The sequence below is a fragment of the Paenibacillus sp. FSL K6-2441 genome (genome assembly GCF_037964765.1).
GTDB classification, from domain to species: domain Bacteria; phylum Bacillota; class Bacilli; order Paenibacillales; family Paenibacillaceae; genus Fontibacillus; species Fontibacillus phoenicis.
Window position 1 is genome coordinate 3,889,210 of the sequence record NZ_CP150174.1, and the last position, 21,148, is coordinate 3,910,357.

Here is a 21,148-nt window from a genome sequence, read left to right on the forward strand (position 1 = left end):
CAGTAATGGATTGGGATTGAGTTGACAAAGGAATTCCTCCGTTCGTGATTTTAAGATAATGAACTGCATGCGTGAATGCCTGCAAAAGTGCAGGTATTTTTTCTAAAAACTTGGCTTAATCAGGGAAAGCCTGCAAAAATACAGGTTTAATTTGAGAAACTGCTCGATTTCCAGATATCGCAGAAAAATACCTGTATTTTTGCATCTTTTTTCGGCGAAATGCGGGAATCCGGTGATAATTCCTGCACTTTTGCAGGCTTTCTTCAAGCTGGGATGAGGCATTAATATAAACTGGAAATCGGCACACCGCTCGGCAGCTTAAACGGATGCTCCGGATTGATATGATCATAAAACATGATACCGTTTAGATGATCGATCTCATGTTGCATCACGATTGCGTCAAAGCCTTTGAACCGAAGCTTGATCTCGTTGCCCTCATCATCGTATGCCTTCACTTGGACCTTCTCGTAGCGTGGAACGAAGCCCTGCACCGTCCGGTCGACCGACAGGCAGCCCTCGCTCTCCGGCAAATACGTCATCGCCTGAGAATGGCTGATGATCTTCGGATTGTACAAAGCGAGCGGCCGATCCTTGCCGTTCTCGTCCATCAGCAGAGCTGCGAACATCCGCTTGTTCAGTCCGATCTGATTCGCCGACAACCCCACGCCCGCCCGCAGCTTGTATTTCTTCGACATCTCGGGATCCTGGCTGTTCTTCAGAAATTGCAGCATCGCCGCCATTTCCTCGCGGTCTTCCTCGGTTGGGGGGATGCTGACCGGCTCCGTCACCACTCTGAGAATAGGATCCCCTTCTCTTACAATATCATCCATCGTAATGATGTAATTGCGGTTGAATTTACTCATAAATAAACAGTTCATCCACCTTCGTCTGCAAAATTTTCGCAAGCTTGAAAGCCAGCTCCAGCGTCGGGTCGTACCGGTTGTTCTCCACGCAATTGATCGTTTGGCGCGTGACGCCGCATTCCGCGGCCAGCTCATTCTGGGTTAAGCCCAGCCGCTTCCGGAATTGCTTGATCTTATTGTTCATCGGCACCACCAAAATGTCAAAAGTTTTGGACTCCCCCATGGTATCACGCCCCGATGGACCTGTCAAAATCAAGATTTGATTTTAATCCCCCAGACGGAATTCTTCTGGAACCCAGCCGCTTCACGCAGTTCCGGAAGCCGCTCGTCTTCCGGATAATGCTGCTCCAAATAGTGGACATACGCCTTGCGCAAGCCAATCTCCTGATCGAGCTTATTGTATTCGCTTGGGTACTTCTCCAGCCTCGCCAAAGCGGCATCCCACCGCGCCAGATCCGCCTTGGTCGTCCGTCCTTTGCGGGTCCGCTCCGCCAGCGAGGTCAGCTCTTCATAGGATTCCCGAACCTTGGCCGAATATTTGAACCTCCGGTTAAACAACCCCAGCGCCACGATCACCAAGAAAAAGACGACCCACGCCCCGATACTCTCCATCATCCGTCACCTCCTTAACTCTATGCACAAAAATAAAAGCTCCCGCTTTCAGGAGCCGCATTGCCGTTGCTGTCTTATGGCCAATCTTATGCCGAACTTATGGCTATCTCTTTGCTGGCATATGGCTGTCATCTGGCCGTTCATTATCGTCTATCCATCGCCACTTCATCCGTGACGCTTTATTTAAACTTGTGCCAATCCAGATTACTTGTATTCAGCAGATGCTCGAAATCGTTGTCGAGCCGTTTCTGCTCCGCCCGGCGCGCTTCCTCCTTGCGGATGCGGGCCTCCTCCTGGCGGCGTTCCTCTTCCTTCTTCAGTTCTTCAGCTTGCGCCTTCAGCTTCGCCAGCGTATCCTGGCCAAGAAGATCCTTCAGCGTGGCCGGTTTGTCTGCCGCCGCATTAGCTGGCGCGCTTGGTACGGAACGTCCTTTCTTCTTCCCCACGGATGCTTCACCTCGGTTTCCTGCGTTCCTCTTCGTTCAAGCCTAAAGTATCATAGTCGAAAAATCATTGTCAATCGGAATCGCCGGCCCCGCTTCACAGCGCCTCTTACGCTGGGCAGAAGAACCATCTCACCGCCAGGTGACTACGTAACCTGCTCCAATCCGCGAAGGAACAAGCCGAGATTAAACGCCAGGCTGTCCTTTAGCTCCAGCGGAAGACCAAATGCTCCACGCAATTCCAGCGAGGCAAAGCCGTGAATCAAACTCCGCAACCCGCGAACCGCATGCAAAGCTTGCTCCTCCGTGAGCGGGTAACTGCCGAGGTATCGCAGGATCAAATCCACCAAGCGCCCGCCGGCTTCCTGCAGCGCAGGATGTTCAGGCCCCGGCGCCGCTTGCGCCGCATCGTACAATCCGGGATAGGCATGAGCAAATTCGAGATAAGCGTTAGCGAACTCGCGGATCGCAGCCTCTCCTGCCCGATCACCGACAGCGGCGGAAATATGCTCATATAACTGGTCCAGCGCGTATTTGGCCAATTCCACCCGAATTTGCTCCAGACCGCTGACATGGTTATAGAGGGAAGGCGGCCGGATGCCCAGCTTCTTGGCAATGGAAGTAATCGTCACCGCCTCCAGCCCCTCCGCATTAGCAACGTCCACAGCGGCCATCAGCACCGCTGTGCTGTCAATTCCCATTCTCGGCGACATGGGAATCCTCCTTCCGGTGAGTCACGGCCGCCGCGTTTGCAGCCGGTGCCTTGCCTAATGCCCGCTCGGCCGCCGCAATCGCTTTGGCGATGGCTGCCGCCGGCTGCTTCAGCACCGGCCCGTGCCCTACCGCCAGCAGCGAAGGGTTCAGGCCGGCCAGCTTGCGTGCGCTGGCGAGCGCGGTTTCCTTATGCCAGGTGGCAAGGGCCGGGAACGGAAACAGCGGGCGCACGGTGCCGCTCACGGCAATGCCTGCACGGGTTTGGAAGGCATCGCCGGCGATCAGTGCGCCGCTGCGCGTATCAAGCAGCGCAAAGGAACCCGGCGTATGGCCCGGCGCCGCCACGGCCAGCAGCGAACCGATGCGCTCCCCATCGGTAAACGTAACGTCGGCGCGGGTCACCAGCTTCTTCGGCACCCCGCCGCGGATGGGCGAAGTCGGCTCCCCCGGGTCAAGCGACACGTCGCCCTCCATCAAGCGCGCATCGCGGGCGGATACGTAGACCGGAACTTCAGGAAGCTGCGCTTTTAAGGCATCCAGCGCGCCAACGTGGTCGTCATGGACATGAGTCAGCACGATCCGCGTCAGCGGCTTACCGATCTCTTCCACAGCTTTCAAGATTCCTTTGGCGCTATACGGCAAAGCTGCATCGATTAATGTGACGCCATCCTCTTCCTCGACCAGATAACAATTGACCGGAAAAAACCGGGGTAAAAAAGACAGTTGGATTAACTTCCCGTATTCCGTAATTCTCATCGCTAAATCGCCTCTCTCTCCCAAAAAACTAAAACCTTTAGTTTTAATTTAAGCTAAACCCTTTAGTTTTGCAAGAGGTTTCTTCCTATTTTTTGAAGTCGTACAAGCGTGCCTCCCTGAATATGCTGTACAAGCAAAGTTATCATTTCTGACTTTTGGAGGTTTAAGCAATGAACAGCTTTTTTAGCTATGTGCTACTTGGCTTATCTTTATCCGCCCCCATCGGCCCGGTGAACGCCGCCCAATTGGATAAAGGCATCCGCGGCGGCTTCCTGCACGCCTGGTTTGTTGGCCTTGGCGCCCTATCCGCCGACCTGCTGTACATGCTGCTCGTTTATTTTGGGGTGGTGCACTTCTTGAACACTCCGTTTATGAAAAGCTTCCTCTGGTTATTTGGGTTCTTCGTACTCACCTATATCGGCATCGACAGTCTGAAGCAAGCCGGCAAAATCCCCGACGGGGGGATGAGAGGCAGCGAGCCGCTTCGGAAGTCGCTCCTGTCCGGATTTCTCATGTCCGTCAGCAACCCGCTGTCCATCTTATTCTGGCTGGGGATATACGGTTCGGTATTAGCTCAAGCCGCAGCTCATATGCGGACTCATGACTTGATCATCAACAGCAGCGCTATTATTGTCGGACTGTTGGTATGGGATTTCACGATGGCCGGATTTGCCAGCGTGTTCCGCAAGCTGCTAACGAACCGGGTCCTGATGCTGATATCGATATTGTCCGGCCTGTCCCTCATTGGGTTTGGGCTTTATTTTGGATATCAAGCCTTTTTACTGCTCGCGCAACGATGGTAAGTCAAGCTCCCTTCGATCACGTCGTCCGTTTTGGACGCAGTACCATCGATTTGGCTGGGCGGCCCCGCCGCTTGGCCTGTTTCTTCGGCTTCCAGACGACCAGCTGCATAATGAAGGTCACGATCCCGATGACGCCAACAAACGCCAGGCTTCCCCAGAATCCCGGCCGGCTCGTGTCATGGAACAAAGTCCCCGACACCGCGATCGCGATTAGCACCATGCCGCCCCACCGTTTGACTTGCCCAAACCCGCTAAGCTTGAGCAGCTTACCCGATGTCACCAGAATAAAAAACCAGTTATAAAGCAGCAGCAATCCGGCCGATGTCGTAATGTACTCGTATATGCGCCCCGGCATGACAAAGGACATCACCACGGAAGCTGCAAGTCCGGCGGTAGTGAGGCCAATGGCAAACAACGGCCGCTCCCGCCAGCCTTTCCGTGCGAATAACGGCGGCGCATCCTTGTCCTTCGCGAGCGTAACCAGCATCGTCGTCACCGCATACAAGGAAGCGACCATCGTAGAGAAGCCGGCTACGATCAGCACGCCGTTAAACACATGGGAGATAAACGGCAGCGGATATTGGGCGAGGGCCGTTACGAATGGACTGCGTTTCGGGTCGAAGGTGTTCCAGGCCACCAAAGTGACGGCAAGCCCAATCGACAGCAAGTACACCACCGAGAGCAACAGCAGCATGATCGTACCGGATTTCGGAGCTTCCTTCGGATCACGCAGCCGAATCGCCATTATGCCCATTACCTCGATCCCGCCAAAGGCGTAAAACGCAAAAATAAATCCCGACCACAAGCCCATCCCTCCCGTTGGAAAGAAGGACTTGACCGTTTGCGGAAATTCCGGCGCTCTCCCGCCGCCTCCCTGAATCCAGCCCATCAGCGCGGCAGCGGCCACCCCCAGGAACATAAGGATGACAGCGATTTTGATCACCGACAGCACATTTTCCATCGAATCAAACACCTTATTGCCAAGCAAAATCACGCCCAGCCCTAATACGGCATATCCAATCGCAAACATCCACATCGGCACGCCGGGGAACCAAAAACGCGAGAATAGCGATAATGCCGTCAGTTGGCTGCCCATGATCAGCAGCTCCGAGCTCCAATACACCCAGCCACTGCCGAAGCCCGCCCAGCGCCCAAAGGCCCGCTTCGCATAGGAACGGAAGGAGCCCTGCTCCGGCTGGTCCGCGGTCATGCGGGCTAAGACCTCAAATACCGTATAAGTCCCGGCCGCAGCCAGCAGGAACGCGATCAGAATGGATGGCCCCGCCATGCGGATCCCGATCCCCGATCCAAGGAAATACCCGGTGCCGATGGTTGATGCCACCCCCAGCAAGGAGAGCTGCCACCAGCGTAGATCGCCTTTTCTCCCCTCTCCGTTTTGCGCCTTGGCCATGTTCTTGTCTCCCTCGTTTTATTTCAACAGTTCTGCATCCAAGTATTCTGCGGCCGGCAAGCGGGAAATATGTAATCTGTTTCTTGCAAAAAAATAGCACCCGAAGCCCCGCTTGCCCCGGCGGAACTCCAAGTGCTTTAATTAGAGATATTTCGATTATTGGCCTGCGCCTTTCACCGGCTCTGGTTCAAGCTGCCCCTTCTTGGACGGCCAGAAGGCCGCTTTGCCAAGCAGCATGTCCATTGAAGTCTCCATCTCCCTTTTCTTGTTTGCTAACATGAGGTGATAAACATCACTCTGATCATTAATTATATATACCGGAAGGTTAATTATCAAACGGAAAATATGATATAATATGGGCTCAGTACAAGTTGCTCGAGGTGATCACGGTTGACCCTGCCACATAAAAAAGCCTTGGGACGGCCCGTCCAGCAGCCCGACGCCCTGGCGACGTCCGAGCAGATCCTGCGTTCTGCGTCGCTTCTATTTATGGAAAAGGGCTATAAGTCCGTATCCATGAATCAGGTTGCCGAGCATTGCGGGATCACCAAAGCTACCGTTTATTACTATTATCCAACCAAACAGGATTTGTTCGTGGCCTCTGTCGCGACGACGCTCGCCCGGGTGAATGGACGCATCCGGCAGCTATTGGAGGAGCCCGGGACATTTCGGGAAAGATTGCTGAAAATTACCATTAACTATTTAAGGATTCCCCAGGTTCACATGGACGAGATGTTCCGCAGCATCCAGCATCATTTGTCCGGTGAGCAGCAGGAAGCTTTGATCCGCCACGAAAACGATCTGTACGAAACGCTTCGCGAAGGGTTCGCCCAAGCTGCCAAGCAAGGAGAGATCGTCTGCAGCGACCCAAACCTGGCCGCCCATCTGTACGTTTCGATGCTGCGGGTGGGAGAACGTCAATACGCCGACAAAAATAAGCTGCTTCCGTCAGCGGAGCAGGCGGCCGAAGCGATCGTTAGCTTTTTGTGGAGAGGGATTCATAACTAAATTTGAAGGAGGTGGGAAGCTGTGGCTTTTGGCGTGTCGCGAGAGGAATTGGAGGCATGGAAGCGAAAGGTGGCTAGCGGAGAAATTGGTTTTCTGACCCACTATTGGCTGGACCCGCGGTTTCCGGATGCCAAGACCGTCACCAAAGTGGGTTGCTCCGACTTGGAGCGACTCCGAGCTTGGTGCGAGGCCCATGGCCTTCCCGCCCGTTACATTCATCAACGCTCTCCGTTCCCTCATTTCGACCTGATCGGGCCGAAGCAGCGGGAAGTGTTGCAGGAAGAAGGGCTCTGGGATCAATTGGAGCGGTTTCACCTCCTATAAACGATATCAAGGCTGCTAGCCAGGATTTTGAACTGCACCCCGGCAAGCAGCCTTTTTTAAGATATCAGGACAGGCAAGGCTCTCGAAATGCCGGAGAATTAACGTTTATTGAAGATTTCCGTCAATACCGGCACGATTTGCGATTTGCGGGATACAACGCCTTTCAGTACGGCTTTGTTGTCAACGAGCTTCACGTTGTAGGCTTGCTCGACGGCATCGGCTGCTTTACCCAGCGCCAAGCCCACGGAGTCGTTGTTCAGGATGTCGGTCACGACAAACAGGAACAGGTCCAGTCCTTTGTTGGCGATGATCCCGTTCAGGGCTGCCTCAATTTCACTTTGACGGGACAAGACGTCGTTGACGTCCACCGCGTTCACTTGGGCGATTTCAACTTTAGCTCCGCCCATGTCGAATTCTTTGGCGTCCAGGGAAATCAACTGCTCAATCGTCTTATCGCTGAGGTCGGCCCCTGCTTTCAGCATGTCCAATCCGTACTCTTCCGCGTTGACGCCGGCGATTTCAGCCAGCTCCCGTGCCGCAGCTACGTCTTGCTCAGTGCAGGTTGGCGATTTGAAGAGCAGCGAGTCGGAAATGATTGCGGACAGCATCAAGCCGGCGATGTTGGCTGGGACGGCGATGCCGTTTTCTTTATACATTTTATTCAGGATCGTTGCGGTGCAGCCAACCGGTTCAGCCCGGTAGTACAGCGGTCCGCTTGTCTCGAAGTTGGCGATCCGGTGATGGTCGATCACTTCCACAACACGCACTTGCTCAATATCGGAAGCGCTTTGTTGACGTTCGTTATGGTCGACCAGAATGACTTCTTTCGCTTCGTTCGCCACGGTCTCAACCAAACGCGGCGCTTCGAAGCCAAAGCGTTCCAATGCGAACGCCGTCTCCCCGTTGACATCGCCCAGGCGTACAGGCTCAACGTTCCAGCCCAGCTTGGACTTCAGGTCGGCGTAAGCGATTGCCGAACAAATCGTGTCCGTGTCGGGATTTTTATGACCGAAAATCAATACTTTTTCCATCTCATTACTCCCCTTTAGCATGACTTCATGTCAAAAGTATAGCTTATTAGCGGAGCGGCAAGCAAGACTCTCGTCCAAGCCTGGTCCGTTATCCGGACGTGATCCAGTGAGTTTACTTCTCCTATCAAACCGGGTACGATCAAGTTTAATGCTTCAGCTTATTCTTGCTTGGAATGGCGCTCAGTTGGGCCTTCAGTCCGCCTTCAGTCGGCATTCAGCAAATGTTCAGCATCATCGCGCATAATAGAATCATCAGAATGGACACGCATGGATAGGTGCAAGGGGGATATTTTTCAATGAAACAAGTTAAAGGGGCAAAAATCTTGCTGGTGGATGATGAACCGCATATCGTGCAGTTTCTTGAGCTGGGTCTGCAAAATGAAGGATTTGAGGTGCGCACCGCCGGAGACGGTATGACCGCTGTCGCCATCGCCGCCGAATTTCAGCCGCATGTGATCGTGCTGGATGTGATGATGCCGGGAACGGACGGCTTTGAAGTGTGCCGGTTGCTGCGAAAGAACGGCGAGAACGTAGCCATCATCATGCTGACGGCCAAGGACGAAGTCGAAGATCGAGTGAAGGGGCTGACGATTGGCGCCGACGATTACGTCGTGAAGCCGTTCAGCTTCGAGGAGTTGCTCGCTCGGATCGGTGCGCGCCTGCGCAATCAGTTTCCGGCCCTGTTTGGTGAAGTGGTGATTGGCCCCTTCCGACTGGACGATCGCCGCAAGGAAATTGCCTATTTGGATCAGGTGTTGGAATTATCCCCCACCGAATATGAGCTGCTGAAATATTTGATCCTGAACCATGGCATCGTCTTAAGCAAAACGACGATTTTGGATAAAGTGTGGGGTTATGACTTTGGGGGCGAGGAAAATATCGTGGAGGTCTATATCCGGTCCCTGCGCGAAAAATTAAATGACCGGGAGCACCGGTTAATCCGAACGCTGCGCGGTGCGGGCTACCGCGTAGATCTGCCATGAAGCGCCTTGCCGGCAGAAGCCGGGCACGGACTGGCGGGATTACCGCCGCCGGGAAGCGATGGATCCGCGGACTTCGCAGCCTGATCTCCCCAAGCTCACTGCGCTTTCAGCTGCTCTCTAGATCCCTTTTTCTGTTAGCCGCTCTATTAATTCTGATTGGCGTATTTCAGTACGTCATCATGAAAGACTTCCTATACAAAAACCAAGCCGAAACCATGGTATCCCAAATGCGCGGCCCGCTTCGGGATGTCTTTATGAAGGCAGGCCAGCCGATCGAACACTGGGGACCCCCGAAGCCGGGGGGGGATGGCGCTGGAGTCGGGGCTGAGGCCGGGATGAACGGGAGCGCGTCTGGCGGCGGGGGCATCGGCGGAGAAGGAACTGATGGTCGTCCTCCGCAGTTGTTTATCCCCGGCGCCTCGCTCGCCATCATCAACAGCGATCATGATTTTATCGATCTGAACGCTGAATCCGGCGCCCCTGCCCCTCAGCTGTCCGATGCGGAATACGCCGCATTGTTCGAAGAGAGTCAGCCGGGATCGGAAGGCTACCGCGTCATCGAGGATCAGGACGGGAAGGAACAGCTGGTGGTCTTTCGTTTGGTTGGGTTGCCCGGAGAACAAGGCGAACGTGCCTGGCTCGTCCAAATGGGCACTTATACCGCACCGTTACGCGAAGTCGTGATGCGTCAGCTGCTGACGTTTGTCGGCCTCTCACTTCTGGCATTGGCCGGCGGACTGGCGCTGTATCTGCCGATTTTGCGCCAGGCGTTAACGCCGCTTAATCAAATGGTGCGCATCGTAGAGGATACCAATGCCGGGAATCTCAGCAACCGGTTCACGGCGGCATCCGGACAATCGGAAATTGATCGGCTGGGCGCTTCCTTTAATGGAATGCTGGAGCGGCTCGAGGAATCGTTTGAGGCCGAGCGTGAAGCGAAGGAGCAGATGCGCCGGTTCGTCGCGGACGCTTCCCACGAGCTGCGGACACCGCTGACCTCGATCCACGGCTTCCTGGAGGTGCTGCTGCGGGGAGCCGCCAACCGGCCGGAGCAGCTGCATACCGCGCTGAACAGCATGCTGGGCGAAGCGCAGCGGATGAAGAAGCTGGTCGAGGATTTGCTGACGCTCGCCAAGCTCGACCGCACGCCAGTCGTCCAGCGCACCCAGGTACGCTTGGATAAAGTGATCGCGGAGATGGAGCCGCATCTGCGGATGCTGGCCGGGGAGCGCGAGGTCCTGTTCGACCTGCAGCCAGGGCTAACCGCGATGTGCGACCGGGACAAAATCAAGCAAGTGGTGTTGAACCTGTTCCACAACGCCGTTCAGCATACCGACCCGCAGCAAGGGACCATCGCGGTGCGCTTGTCGGCTCACCCCCGTCAGGCTGAACTGGATGTGCGGGATAACGGGCCCGGCATTGCCCCCGAGCATTTGCCGCATGTGTTCGAGCGGTTTTACCGCATCGACGCCTCCCGCACGCGCAAACAAGGCGGAGCCGGGCTGGGCCTGTCCATCTCGCAAGCGATCGTTGAAGCGCATGGCGGCACGATCGAGGTTCACAGTGAGCCAGGCCAAGGCGCAACCTTCAGGGTGACGCTGCCGGCGATATAAAGGGCCAGCGGTGCATATGCTGGCTGAGCATACGCTGGCTGAGCATACGCTGGCTGAGCATACGTCGGCTGAGCATACGCTGAGCCAAGTATAGACCGGCCAAGGCGTGCGCCAGCCAGGCATAGAGAGCAACCGGGCAACGCACGCTAAGCATGCACCGACGAAGCATATGCCCGGCTAAGCATACGATGGCACTCATATACCGGCCGCACATTCGCTAACCGGCCACCCAACGGTCGGCCAAGCATTCGCCCGCTAGCCATACATCAGTCGGCCACACATTCGCCCGCCAGCCTGCGGCTAGCTAAGATGAACGTAAACAAAAGACAGCCCTCCAAATTGCTACATCTCGTAGGTTAAAATGGATAGTGTAGTATAAACCAAACCATTTCAGAGCTACATAGCAAAGGAGAGCTGATACTATGCAGTCTACCACAAAATTCGTCGGTTTAGATGTATCCAAAGAAAAAATTTCGGTTGCAATTGCAGATGTGAGCGGGGAAGCTCCACGCTATTACGGGAGCATTCCCCACACACCGGCAGCGTTACGCAAGCTTATCAAAGAGCTGGGACCGGCCGAAACGCTATCGTTTTGCTACGAGGCAGGACCCACGGGTTACGAAACCTATCGCTGGATCACCTCCATGGGGGCCCACTGTGCCGTTATTGCTCCATCGCTGATTCCCAAACGCTCCGGCGACCACGTAAAAACAGATCGACGGGATGCGGAGCAACTCGCGCGTTTGTATCGTGCAGGTGAGCTCACTCCCGTTTATGTACCGGAACGGGAAGATGAGGCGCTGCGGGAATTGGTTCGCGCCCGGGAAGCTGCCAAGGAAGATGCCCACCGGGCTCGTCAGCGGATCTTGAAGTTCCTGCTTCGTCACCAGATTGAACGGCCAGCCACAATCAAACGTCGCTGGACCAAGAAGTACCGCGTCTGGTTAGGGCAGCTTACGTTCCCGTATGAGTCCATGCACGTGGCATTCAGCGAAATGCTTCATGCTTTGGATGAGATCGAGCAGCGCATGGGACGCCTAGAAAAAGCACTCGTTGAGCAAGCTGCGACCGGTTCCAAGGCTTCTCTGATCCAAGTTCTTCAGTCCTTACGAGGGATTGGATTGCTCACAGCCATCACCCTTGCGGCTGAAATTGGAACCTTTGCGCGTTTTCGCTCCCCGGCCCAACTGATGGCGTACTTGGGACTGGTCCCTCGTGAGTATTCCACGGGCCTAAGTACTCGACGCGGCAGCATGACCAAAGCCGGAAATGGCCGCTTGCGACGGACTTTGGTGGAGTCCGCTTGGAGTTACCGTCACCGTCCTGCCGTAAAAGGGGATCTCGCCAAGCGATTAGATGGCATGCCCGCCGACGTACAACTGTTGTCCTGGAAGGCGCAAGAAAGATTGCATTACAAATACCGTCATCTTGTGTTTGGAAAGAACAAACACAAGAATGTGGCCGTCGGTGCGGTGGCCCGGGAACTGATTGGGTTCATATGGGCGGTTGCTCGAACCGTGGAGCAGCCAGCAGCCTCCTAACGCCTTTGGACGATGAAGGACGCAGGGGACGTTGCCCCCTGCACCCCCACACTCGCCGTGAGGCGTTCCTCATCTCCGATGAGGACTCGGAAAAGTGTTGATTTGAACCAAACCGCTTGTCAAAGAAGACGCTTGACAAGCTCACGCCGGAGCACGAGGCCCGGGAGCAAACGAAGGTTCGGGAGAGAATTTGCGTTGTCCGTTTGCACTAAGTTTTGAAAGAAACTGAACGTGCGTTTCTAGCTTGCAAGGGCTCTCCCTGACGAAGGCATAACATGTGGTAACCAACCCACGGATAGCAGCGTGCCGACCGTCGCTCGCATTTTTGCTCTCGCGCCACGTGCTCAGGCAGAGTTAAAACCGAGGGCTTGACAAAAACGTTCATAGCAACGGACCGTAATGACGTTATTTGCTTATTTCCCGGATATTTCCCTTTGTAACGGACTCAATAGCCGTTATTAAGCTCCCAATATGGGAATGACAGCGAAAAAGAGCAAAATAACGTCATCTGTGTCCGTTAGCCTAGAGTAAACGTGTTGTTGACACCAATAACGTCATTGGAGTCCGTTACATTATAAGAAAAACGCCTGGCGGCGTCCTTTTAAGTTCGTTCAACTGAGTTCATACGTGTAAAATGGCCGGGTGTGGGAGAAAAACTTATACCCGGCTATTTTCTTACATCGCTAATCCTGTACTCGTAACCATGAATTCCCTCGTAATATTCCGGGTACATGCCTCCTCCACATTCTTCGCAGCTGAATTGCGGAGGTACGGTTGGATCTCCATCATCCATCGCATCGAAATTCCGAACGACATTCAGCGGAATCTCTTCTGTTGTATGACATTGAAGACAGATGTAGGTTACTTTCGCTTTGCTATGCAGCCCGCTTTGCGGCTTTTTCTTTTTCTTCGCTACCTTTCGTTTCTTTGACACCGGCGACATCCCGAATCATCCTCTCCAGACATGCCTTTGAGGTGGAGCACACCGCGTACTTCACCTTCAACTTCCCATCCTCAAGGCAGGCTTCTCCCTTGTATTCGTAATAACTTTCGCATTTTGGGCAACATGGCGGCTTCCCCGTCTGCTCCTTGATCCGTTCACTCCACGTTCTGCGTTTTAATATCCGCTTTGCCTTGACAATCCATCTTCTCGCGGCTTTTTGCCACTCACTGACTAACTTCTTGCACAGGCTCTTGATCCGCCGCGAATAAACCCCGTAGTAACGGATCGTTTTGAAGTTTTCATCCGGAATATGCCGCACAAGTCTACCCATAAATTCTTCTACCGAAATCGTCTCGGTCTTCTCTTCCCCGTCATTCTTATCCCGGTAACGAAATGTCACCTTTTCTCCGTCATACGCTTCGATCCGGCTAACCGCTATCGCTGGTCTTCTCATGTATCGCCCGATATACCCGAGTTGCTGCTTGACGTTCCCTTTCTGTTTCGGAGCATGCACATAAAAGCCTTCTCCGTTCTCGCAGTAAGCTTTTTGCAAACGGGACTGCACTTGCTTTTTCTCTTGTTCACTTAACTTTCGACGAATCAGCTTCAAAACAACCGTCTGCCATTGCTTACGCAGCATCTCGAACGGAATAAAATCGTATGTTTTCCACTCGCCGGTCTTCTTCATTCCTCCCATCGTTACAAGCATATGTACATGAGGATTGAAGTTAAGCCGTGCCCCAAACGTATGCAACCCGGCTACGATTCCGGGAGTTACCTTATGTTTCTTCTCAAAATGTTCTTTGACTAAGCGTACCGCTTCATCCATAAATTCTTTGAGTAATTTTGCCCGATGGAGCAGAAAGATTTCCCGTAATCCTTCGTCGATCGTGAAGACGACATGGCGGTGGTTGACTTGGAATACATCTTGTTCCAGGAGACGTGCCCATTCCTCTGTTTCTCCGCATGAACAGGTCGTACAGAATCTTCCTTTACAACGATACGGAACGAGCCGTAGGTCATGACATCCTTCACATACCATCAGCTTAAAACCGTTTCTGGGATCCCCGCATCGACGGAACTTCTCTACTTCTTTCCGCACATTGGCACGCAGCTTGCCACCATGTTTTGCCACAAACCGATCCCAGTGCCCTCGCTCATCAAAGAAGATTCGTTTCAAAATGTTCGTCTCCATATCCTAACCTTACCAAAAACAGAAATAAGGCGGAAGACCTGCTTCCACCCCAAAATTTATAAATTCTATAATGTTCAAAAAGGGATGCTGCCCTATCGCAGCATCCCTCAGAATGTTGATTAAGCCCCGTTTTTTTGGGGCTTTTATTTTTAAGTGTTTTTTCGAATCCAAACTTTTTAACGATATGCTCCAGTCGATCGATATAGGGGACAGAGTCATGGACGTTGCCAGGCGTGATATGCACGTCGGTAATGATGTTGTACTTATGATCTACCGTTCGATGATCCAGGTAGAAGAAACCTTCCGGTTTGCCATCTCGAACCATATAACCACTTTCCGGATCTGTCGTGCTCACTTTAATCTCTTTTTGCTCGTTCACCTCCTTCCGTAGCTTTAGAGCTTTTTTCCGTTGGCCTCGCGATCTGCCTGGATCGCTTCGTCCAGCTCATTTACATAGGCTTTCGTGCTTTGCGTTACTTGTTCCTTGATAAACTTTCGCTTATTGGCATTGGCTTTGAGATGAGTGGAGTCTGTAACGAGTACGCGTCCAGCTACAAGGCGATGCTTGATGGCTAGCATGACCACTTCGTCAAAGATTTTCTGTAGCACATCTCCTTGGCGAAGACGCTCACGGAAATAGCTGAGTGTGCTGTGATCTGGAACGCGGTCAGTAAGCCCGAGACCCAGAAACCAACGGTAAGCAACGTTGGAGTGAACTTCAATCTCTAGTTGGCGCTCCGAACGAATACCAAACAGGTAGCCGATTAAGAGCATTTTGAAGAGCATGATTGGATCAGCAGAAGGTCTACCGTTGTCTTCACAGTAATATGGGCGGACCAGTTCGAGAATAAAAGAGAAGTCGATGTGCTTTTGGATTTTCCGAAGTGGGTGATTAGGGAGGACAAGATCCTCTATACAAACAAATTCATATTGATTTTGAACGTTGGGATTGGAACGAAGCATATGAACACCGCCTATTTACCGTTTATTTATAGTACAGCTATATTATACCACATTAACGCGGTAATTTTGTGAAGAATATGCATAGAAAAACAGCCTGTTGAAGGTTTTTCAACAGGCTGAGGGATGCTGCCCTATCGCAGCATCCCTTTGTATATTCCGGGCTCCGAGCCCTCAATCACGATCGCGCCGGTCGCCTTGGCGTAGAAATCTTTCGGGCCCGCGCCGCCGATTACCGCATATCCGTAACCGTCCATCCGCATCAGGTCGAGCGTATGCAGCAGCAGCTGTTTGCCGATCCCCCGGCCCCGCTCCTTCTCATCAACGCCGGTGGGTCCGAAGAACCCTTTCATCGTGGCATCATAGCAGGCGAATCCTAGCAGCTTTCCGTTTTCAATGGCGATAATACAGGAAACTGGCGAACGGGCAAGAGCTACTTCACATTCGCTTACCCAGTGCTCATTGAAATGCTCGCCTACCCATTTCGCGACAACATGCTTCTCCGGGCCGATGGCACGGCGAATGGTGATCCCGGTCCGGGCTTCGTACTGCTGGGCCGATTCGAAGGGGGGAAGATCGTATAATTTCACTAACATATCGGACATGCTTATCGCTCTCCTTTGTTAGAAAGACGTGTTTTGAGGGCTATTATACGTCTTCCCTTCCCATCCGACAACCGATAAGCGAAAATATTTTCCTGTCACTCCGCACCTTCGAGCACATACTCCTTATATCTTCCGTAATCGCTTTGCTTACACTCCAGAACGAGCTTTGTTCCCTCTTCCTCATAACTCGTCTCGAGCACGTTGGCCTGCTCATTCAAGTAAGAAACGAGGGACCCTTTATCGTACGGAATCAACATCGTGCACTTCACGTAGTCCTTGAAAATCCGCCGGCGGATTTCATTCACCAGCTCGGCAATACCGATGCGCGGCTTAGCGGCCAAGTAAATGATATCTCCCTGCACACTTGGGAATGCTTGATCCGTCCGATCGGACTTGTTGTAGGCATAGATCATCGGGATGTCGGTGATGCCAATTTCCTTCAACGTTTGGTGCGTGATCTCGATCATCCGCGCGAATTCCGGGTTGGAATAATCAACGACATGGATCAAAAGATCCGCCTCAGCAACCTCCTCCAATGTGGATCGAAACGCCTTGACCAGGTGATGCGGCAGCCGGCTCACGAAGCCCACCGTATCCGTCAGCAAAAACGACTTGTTATCCTCCAGCGGGATATTGCGAACGGACGTCTCCAGCGTGGCGAACAGCATATCCTTCTCCAGCACCTGCTTCTCCATTCCGGGGGTATATGTTTCGAGCAGCGCGTTCATGATCGTCGACTTCCCGGCATTGGTATAGCCAACGAGCGATACGACAGGCACATCGTTCTTCTTGCGCTGTTTGCGTTGGGTTTGGCGATGGGCCACCAGCGTCTCCAGTTCACGGCTGAGCGCGGTGATCTTCTCCTCAATCCGCCGGCGATCAAGCTCCAGTCTCGTCTCCCCCGCACCGCGGTTCTTCGTGCCGACCCCGCCGCTTTGGCGCCCCAGCGATTCCCGCAGCCCGATGAGCCGCGGCAGCATATACTTCAGCCGGGCCACCTCAACTTGGAGCTGGGCCTCGCGGGTTTTCGCCCGTTCCGCAAAAATATCCAGAATCAGCAGCGTCCGGTCAATCACTTTACACTCCAGATCGGACTCCAGATTTCGCAGCTGCGACGGGGATAACTCATCATTAAAAATCACGAGATTGCCGTCGTGCGCCTCCAAGAGCGCCCGCACCTCGGCAATTTTGCCTGTACCGATATAGTGCGACGGAGTGACCTTAGGCAGGTTTTGCGTAAGCACGCCCACGACTTCAATGTCGCAGGCCTCCGCCAAATTCGCTAGTTCTTCCATCGAATAGTCGAAATCCGACTGATGATTTAAATTCACGCCAACCAAGATGGCTTTTTGCTCTAACTGTTGTTGTTCCGTCATGGTCATAACCGAGTTCCTCCTTTATAGGAAAAAATAAACACAGGCACTACACCTGTGTTTACGCAAACGGTCCCTCAAACAGCCCGAAATCCACGAACAGAAGATCACCGTCCCCGTTCGCGTTCCCGGCCAAATCAGGCATATTCTATTCTAAAGTTCCAATTGGTCCCCTTTATCATAGTACACCTATCCCGTTCGCTCTGCACAGGTGCAGAGCCTTTGGCAGTATTCAATTATACGCACAAAGTGGTGAAACGGAATTTAATGTACAACACGGGGAACCCTCCGTTCTTTTTATAGTGATTCCAGTTTATCACAATTCGTATGCGTTCACAATCCACGCGTTATCGAGCAGCCAGATTTTTTAGGAGGACGAAACAATATTTGCATTTTCACGTATATAAAGGAAGAACATAGACAGCAACCAGTCAAACTTGCGTTGTAAGTCAGAACAAAGGAGGCGGAACCCATGGGAGGATTCGATCCCTCTCCGTTTGGCGGAGGCGGCTTTGGGGGAGGCGGCGATATCATGTTTACCATCATCCCCGTATTTATGGTCATCTTTTTTGTTATTTTCATCGTGTTGATGATATCCAGTGGGGTCCGTTACGCCAAGAACGCCCGCTCCCCGCGGGAAACGAGATATGCGCGAATCATCTCGAAACGGATGGACGTGCAGCACAGCTCCAGTCACATAGGCGAAAATAACACGATGCACAGCTCGTCTTCTCGGACGTACTATTACATTACGTTGGAGTTTGATAACGGCAGCCGTCAGGAATATTTGGATGTCAAAAATCTGTACGGCCTTGTCGCCGAGGGCGATGTCGGATATGCCGCTGTCCAGGGTGATTGGATTGTGGCGTTTGAGCGCGATGTGTCGCAGCGTCCAAACGGTGGTACATATTAATGGCCTCCAGGCCAAAAAAACAAGGTGTTCCAAGGATGATCTTGGGACACCTTCTTTGATTGCTGGACACTTTTTTCGGTTTAAAGGCCCGCTCGCGGTACGACTCCCGCAAATACCCGACGACATCGTCGATTCTGGGATCCAGGGCGGCCATCCACATGTAAACGAACGAACCCTTGGGATTGCTGCGGAAGGTTCAACCACGGCCGAAAAAAAGGATCCGGGATAAAATGAACCCCAATAAACTCCCACCCAGCTCCCGCCGTACCATACTGGTGAGGCAAACCGGGCAGCAGGATCACAACGTCCCCAGGCCGGCAAGGCATCGCTTCACCGGCAACTTGAACTTGTCCTTCGCCGGTCAGCGTATACATCAACAGCCAACCTACAGGATCGGGCGGCCGGTGAATGGAATACCCCGCGGTTTCCGTATAATGCCCCGCAATTAGAATGCCGTAGGGACGCTCCTCGTTGATAGCATAATCCGTCGTTTTTAGCCATATCCTCTCTTCCTTCAACCAGCAATAAACATCTAAAATGAATATAACCGATGTATACATCAACATCCAGATCCAACACGATCCATCGGATTTTAAATCCTTTAGGAGGCTGTTCTCTCTATGACCAATAACACAGCTGCAGTCCTAAGACTTGAAATCGGCCAAGCCAACAAAACGATCCGTCCCGGCAAACTAGCCCTGCACGCAGGAAGCAATCCGAAAGGAGAATCGTTTGGATTTACCAACTTCTATATGACCCGCAACGGCGAACCTGTGATTCCGGTCGTTGGCGAGTTTCATTTTTCCCGCTTCTCTTATTTGCATTGGGAGGAAGAGCTGCTGAAAATGAAAGCCGGCGGCGTTCATCTTGTTGCGACCTACGTGTTTTGGAATTTCCACGAAGAGGAGGAGGGCGTCTTCGATTGGAGCGGCAACCGCAATCTGCGGCATTTCATTGATCTCTGCGCCAAGCATGAGCTGCCGCTGATTTTACGGATCGGCCCGTTTTGCCACGGTGAGGTCCGCAACGGCGGCATCCCCGATTGGGTGTTCCGTTATCCGCTGGAGGTGCGCTCCAATGATGATCGTTATTTGTCGCTGGCCCGACGTTTGTACCGGGAGATCGCCCGGCAAATTCAAGGTACCTATTATCAGGAAGGCGGCCCGGTGATCGCCGTGCAACTGGAGAACGAGTATATGCACGCTGGCGCACCGCTGGACGCCTGGGGATACAGCTCCGGTCAATACGTAACCGCCGGTACTGACGGCTCCGCGCATTTGGACGAATTGCACCGGATTGCCGAGGAGGTTGGCATTCGTCCGCTGTTTTTTACCGCTACTGCTTGGGGGGGAGCCGCAGTACCTGAGGAGGGCACGTTACCCATGCTGGCTGGATACGCTTATACGCCGTGGATCCCAAACCAACCGCCAAGCCGCGAGTTCCTGTTCCAGGATCTGCACGTTATGCCCGCCGAGCCGGTGAATTACGACAGCCTGGAGTATCCGGTAGCTTATTGCGAAATGGCCGGCGGCATGCAGGTCAGCTACAAGGCCCGGCCCTACGTGCCGGCGGAGAGCATCGAAGCGATGACGTTAGTGAAAATGGGCAGCGGCAGCAATCTCCTGGGTTATTACATGTACCACGGCGGTTCCAATCCCGTCGGCCGCAAGACGTTCTTAAACGAATCCGGTTTGCCGAAGATCACTTACGATTACCAATCGCCCCTAGGCGAGTTTGGACGGGTTGGTGATTCGTATGACCGCATCCGTACGATCTCGTTGTTTCTGCAAGCTTTTGGTCACCTTCTGGCTCCGATGGGGACCGTGCTGCCCGCAGGTCAGGAGCATATCGCACCTGAAGATACCCACAGCGTACGTTGGTGCGTCCGGCAAAAAGACGGCTCCGGATTTGTGTTCCTGAACAATTTCCAGGATCATGTCGACCTGCCGGATCGCCGGCTACGAATCGAGCTGGATACGCCACAGGGGAAGGCGTTCTTCCCTCAAACTGGCGAGTTCACGCTTCAGAGCAGGCTTGCCGCGATCCTGCCGTTCAACTTAGAGCTGGACGGATTGTTTATTGTGAGCGCCACCGTGCAGCTATTAACCCGGCTGGAAGCAGAGGACGAAACGTTGCTGGTGTTTTTTGCCCATGACGGAATGGAACCCGAGATCGTGATCCGCAAATCCTCGGTATCTGAAGTAGGAGGGGATGGGAGCCATGGTGCCGTTAAAGAAGACGAGGCGAACTGGATCGTTCGCCCAGCGACCGGCCGCCAACATCAGATCCGAGTGAAGACAGCCGAAGGCAGGGTCGTTCGTCTCGTCACCTTAACCCGAGATGAGGCGTTACTAACTTATCGTTTCGACGGGCTGTGGGGCCACGATAGGCTGGTCATCAGCACGAGCCATTTGGCGATAAAGGACGGGCAGCTTATCTGCACTTCGCCGGGACAAAACCAAGTGACCTTATCCCTCTATCCAGCACCTGTCCCATCGGCTGAATTGCGGAGCAGTGCGGGGGTGCTGCAAACTGCGGCAGAACCTGACGGAAGTGTGTTCCAAACGTATACCCTTGATTTTGCCGCTTATTCGCCCGAGCTGACTCTCAACTCTCCATCGGATCGCTCTGTACTGGTGGATGTCCCTGCTGACTGGCCGGAATCCGTATCGGACGTCTGGCTGCGTATCGAGTACGACGGCGATGTGGCCGCCGCTTACCTCGGTGACCGGATGTTGACGGATCATATCCATTACGGACAGCATTGGGAAATCGGGTTAAAACAAGTGCGGCACGAGCTGGAGAACCATCCGCTGCACCTCTCGATTACACCGCTTCGCCGAGGCACGGTGCATAGCTTCGTGAACCAGGCCTACGTGGAGCGATTTGAAGGGGTGGAGATCGCCAAAATCCACGACATTCAGGTCATCCCCCATTATTCCGCACGTTTATGGCCGCAAGGCAAGTAAAAGTCAAAAAGCGCGGGTGCAGGAGGAGTTTCTCATGCCCTCGCGCTTTTTTAGATAGGCGATAGGGAATCCGGACACGTCGTTCCTA

At 53.4% G+C, this 21,148-nt stretch carries 20 protein-coding genes and 1 pseudogene; 8 read left to right on the forward strand and 13 right to left on the reverse strand.

Annotated elements, in window-relative coordinates; all coding sequences use genetic code 11:
• Window positions 1-281: 281 nt before the first annotated feature.
• The 6 genes from def to NSQ80_RS18000 form a co-directional block, all read right to left on the reverse strand.
• Complete coding sequence (gene def / locus NSQ80_RS17975) at window positions 282-863, reverse strand: peptide deformylase (RefSeq protein WP_009226871.1); 582 nt, start codon at window positions 861-863, stop codon at window positions 282-284.
• The gene (locus tag NSQ80_RS17980; protein WP_036646556.1) at window positions 856-1,047 is read right to left on the reverse strand and encodes a helix-turn-helix transcriptional regulator; all 192 of its coding nucleotides are present in this window, start codon (window positions 1,045-1,047) and stop codon (window positions 856-858) included. The genes def and NSQ80_RS17980 overlap by 8 nt, the downstream gene beginning before the upstream one ends.
• 68 nt (window positions 1,048-1,115) lie before the next feature.
• A complete protein-coding gene (locus NSQ80_RS17985; RefSeq protein WP_009226873.1) occupies window positions 1,116-1,478 on the reverse strand; it encodes a hypothetical protein in 363 nt (120 codons plus the stop codon).
• 176 nt (window positions 1,479-1,654) lie between these two features.
• Window positions 1,655-1,921 (reverse strand): YqkE family protein, encoded by a 267-nt coding sequence (locus tag NSQ80_RS17990; protein WP_009226874.1) that lies wholly within the window; start codon window positions 1,919-1,921, stop codon window positions 1,655-1,657.
• A gap of 143 nt (window positions 1,922-2,064) precedes the next feature.
• Window positions 2,065-2,631 (reverse strand): TetR/AcrR family transcriptional regulator, encoded by a 567-nt coding sequence (locus NSQ80_RS17995; RefSeq protein WP_009226875.1) that lies wholly within the window; start codon window positions 2,629-2,631, stop codon window positions 2,065-2,067.
• Complete coding sequence (locus NSQ80_RS18000; protein WP_009226876.1) at window positions 2,609-3,388, reverse strand: MBL fold metallo-hydrolase; 780 nt, start codon at window positions 3,386-3,388, stop codon at window positions 2,609-2,611. Before NSQ80_RS18000 ends, NSQ80_RS17995 begins: the two co-directional genes overlap by 23 nt.
• A gap of 170 nt (window positions 3,389-3,558) precedes the next feature.
• On the opposite strand from NSQ80_RS18000, the gene NSQ80_RS18005 reads away from it, so the two are divergent.
• Complete coding sequence (locus tag NSQ80_RS18005; RefSeq protein WP_009226877.1) at window positions 3,559-4,191, forward strand: LysE family transporter; 633 nt, start codon at window positions 3,559-3,561, stop codon at window positions 4,189-4,191.
• A gap of 16 nt (window positions 4,192-4,207) precedes the next feature.
• On the opposite strand, the gene NSQ80_RS18010 is transcribed toward NSQ80_RS18005, so the two are convergent.
• Complete coding sequence (locus tag NSQ80_RS18010) at window positions 4,208-5,602, reverse strand: amino acid permease (protein ID WP_339300230.1); 1,395 nt, start codon at window positions 5,600-5,602, stop codon at window positions 4,208-4,210.
• Window positions 5,603-5,992: 390 nt separating this feature from the next.
• Here NSQ80_RS18010 and NSQ80_RS18015 point away from each other — a divergent pair, with 390 nt between their 5' ends.
• Both NSQ80_RS18015 and NSQ80_RS18020 read left to right on the forward strand, forming a co-directional pair.
• On the forward strand, window positions 5,993-6,610 hold the full coding sequence (locus NSQ80_RS18015) for a TetR/AcrR family transcriptional regulator (protein ID WP_339300232.1): 618 nt from the start codon (window positions 5,993-5,995) through the stop codon (window positions 6,608-6,610).
• Between the two features lie 21 nt (window positions 6,611-6,631).
• Window positions 6,632-6,934, forward strand: a complete 303-nt coding sequence (locus tag NSQ80_RS18020) for a hypothetical protein (protein ID WP_339300233.1) — start codon at window positions 6,632-6,634, stop codon at window positions 6,932-6,934.
• 98 nt (window positions 6,935-7,032) lie between these two features.
• Here NSQ80_RS18020 and NSQ80_RS18025 read toward each other — a convergent pair whose 3' ends face one another.
• The gene (locus NSQ80_RS18025) at window positions 7,033-7,965 is read right to left on the reverse strand and encodes a manganese-dependent inorganic pyrophosphatase (protein ID WP_260071929.1); all 933 of its coding nucleotides are present in this window, start codon (window positions 7,963-7,965) and stop codon (window positions 7,033-7,035) included.
• A 296-nt stretch (window positions 7,966-8,261) separates the two neighbouring features.
• Here NSQ80_RS18025 and NSQ80_RS18030 point away from each other — a divergent pair, with 296 nt between their 5' ends.
• From NSQ80_RS18030 to NSQ80_RS18040, 3 genes are all read left to right on the forward strand, one after another.
• Window positions 8,262-8,948 (forward strand): response regulator transcription factor, encoded by a 687-nt coding sequence (locus NSQ80_RS18030; RefSeq protein ID WP_260071930.1) that lies wholly within the window; start codon window positions 8,262-8,264, stop codon window positions 8,946-8,948.
• Window positions 8,945-10,561, forward strand: coding sequence for an ATP-binding protein (locus tag NSQ80_RS18035; RefSeq protein WP_339300235.1), 1,617 nt, complete (start codon window positions 8,945-8,947; stop codon window positions 10,559-10,561). Before NSQ80_RS18030 ends, NSQ80_RS18035 begins: the two co-directional genes overlap by 4 nt.
• Window positions 10,562-10,983: 422 nt before the next feature.
• Window positions 10,984-12,102, forward strand: coding sequence for an IS110 family transposase (locus NSQ80_RS18040; protein ID WP_339300237.1), 1,119 nt, complete (start codon window positions 10,984-10,986; stop codon window positions 12,100-12,102).
• A gap of 875 nt (window positions 12,103-12,977) precedes the next feature.
• On the opposite strand, the gene NSQ80_RS18045 is transcribed toward NSQ80_RS18040, so the two are convergent.
• From NSQ80_RS18045 to hflX, 4 genes and pseudogenes are all read right to left on the reverse strand, one after another.
• Entirely contained in the window at window positions 12,978-14,225 is a 1,248-nt protein-coding gene (locus NSQ80_RS18045) for a transposase (RefSeq protein ID WP_198524797.1), read from the reverse strand.
• Between the two features lie 178 nt (window positions 14,226-14,403).
• Window positions 14,404-15,203, reverse strand: a pseudogene (locus NSQ80_RS18050) (IS1182 family transposase); the annotation flags it as partial.
• Window positions 15,204-15,334: 131 nt separating this feature from the next.
• Window positions 15,335-15,805 carry a GNAT family N-acetyltransferase gene (locus tag NSQ80_RS18055; RefSeq protein ID WP_009226496.1) on the reverse strand — a complete coding sequence of 157 codons (471 nt, stop codon included), beginning with the start codon at window positions 15,803-15,805 and terminating at the stop codon, window positions 15,335-15,337.
• Between the two features lie 95 nt (window positions 15,806-15,900).
• The gene (gene hflX / locus NSQ80_RS18060; RefSeq protein ID WP_339302187.1) at window positions 15,901-17,181 is read right to left on the reverse strand and encodes a GTPase HflX; all 1,281 of its coding nucleotides are present in this window, start codon (window positions 17,179-17,181) and stop codon (window positions 15,901-15,903) included.
• A gap of 469 nt (window positions 17,182-17,650) precedes the next feature.
• On the opposite strand from hflX, the gene NSQ80_RS18065 reads away from it, so the two are divergent.
• Window positions 17,651-18,091 carry a DUF2500 domain-containing protein gene (locus tag NSQ80_RS18065; protein ID WP_036646319.1) on the forward strand — a complete coding sequence of 147 codons (441 nt, stop codon included), beginning with the start codon at window positions 17,651-17,653 and terminating at the stop codon, window positions 18,089-18,091.
• Window positions 18,092-18,171: 80 nt separating this feature from the next.
• Here the strand turns inward: NSQ80_RS18065 and NSQ80_RS18070 are convergent, their stop codons facing one another.
• Window positions 18,172-18,609, reverse strand: a complete 438-nt coding sequence (locus NSQ80_RS18070; RefSeq protein ID WP_339300239.1) for an AraC family ligand binding domain-containing protein — start codon at window positions 18,607-18,609, stop codon at window positions 18,172-18,174.
• Window positions 18,610-18,711: 102 nt separating this feature from the next.
• On the opposite strand from NSQ80_RS18070, the gene NSQ80_RS18075 reads away from it, so the two are divergent.
• Complete coding sequence (locus NSQ80_RS18075) at window positions 18,712-21,060, forward strand: beta-galactosidase (RefSeq protein ID WP_339300241.1); 2,349 nt, start codon at window positions 18,712-18,714, stop codon at window positions 21,058-21,060.
• Window positions 21,061-21,148: the final 88 nt, after the last annotated feature.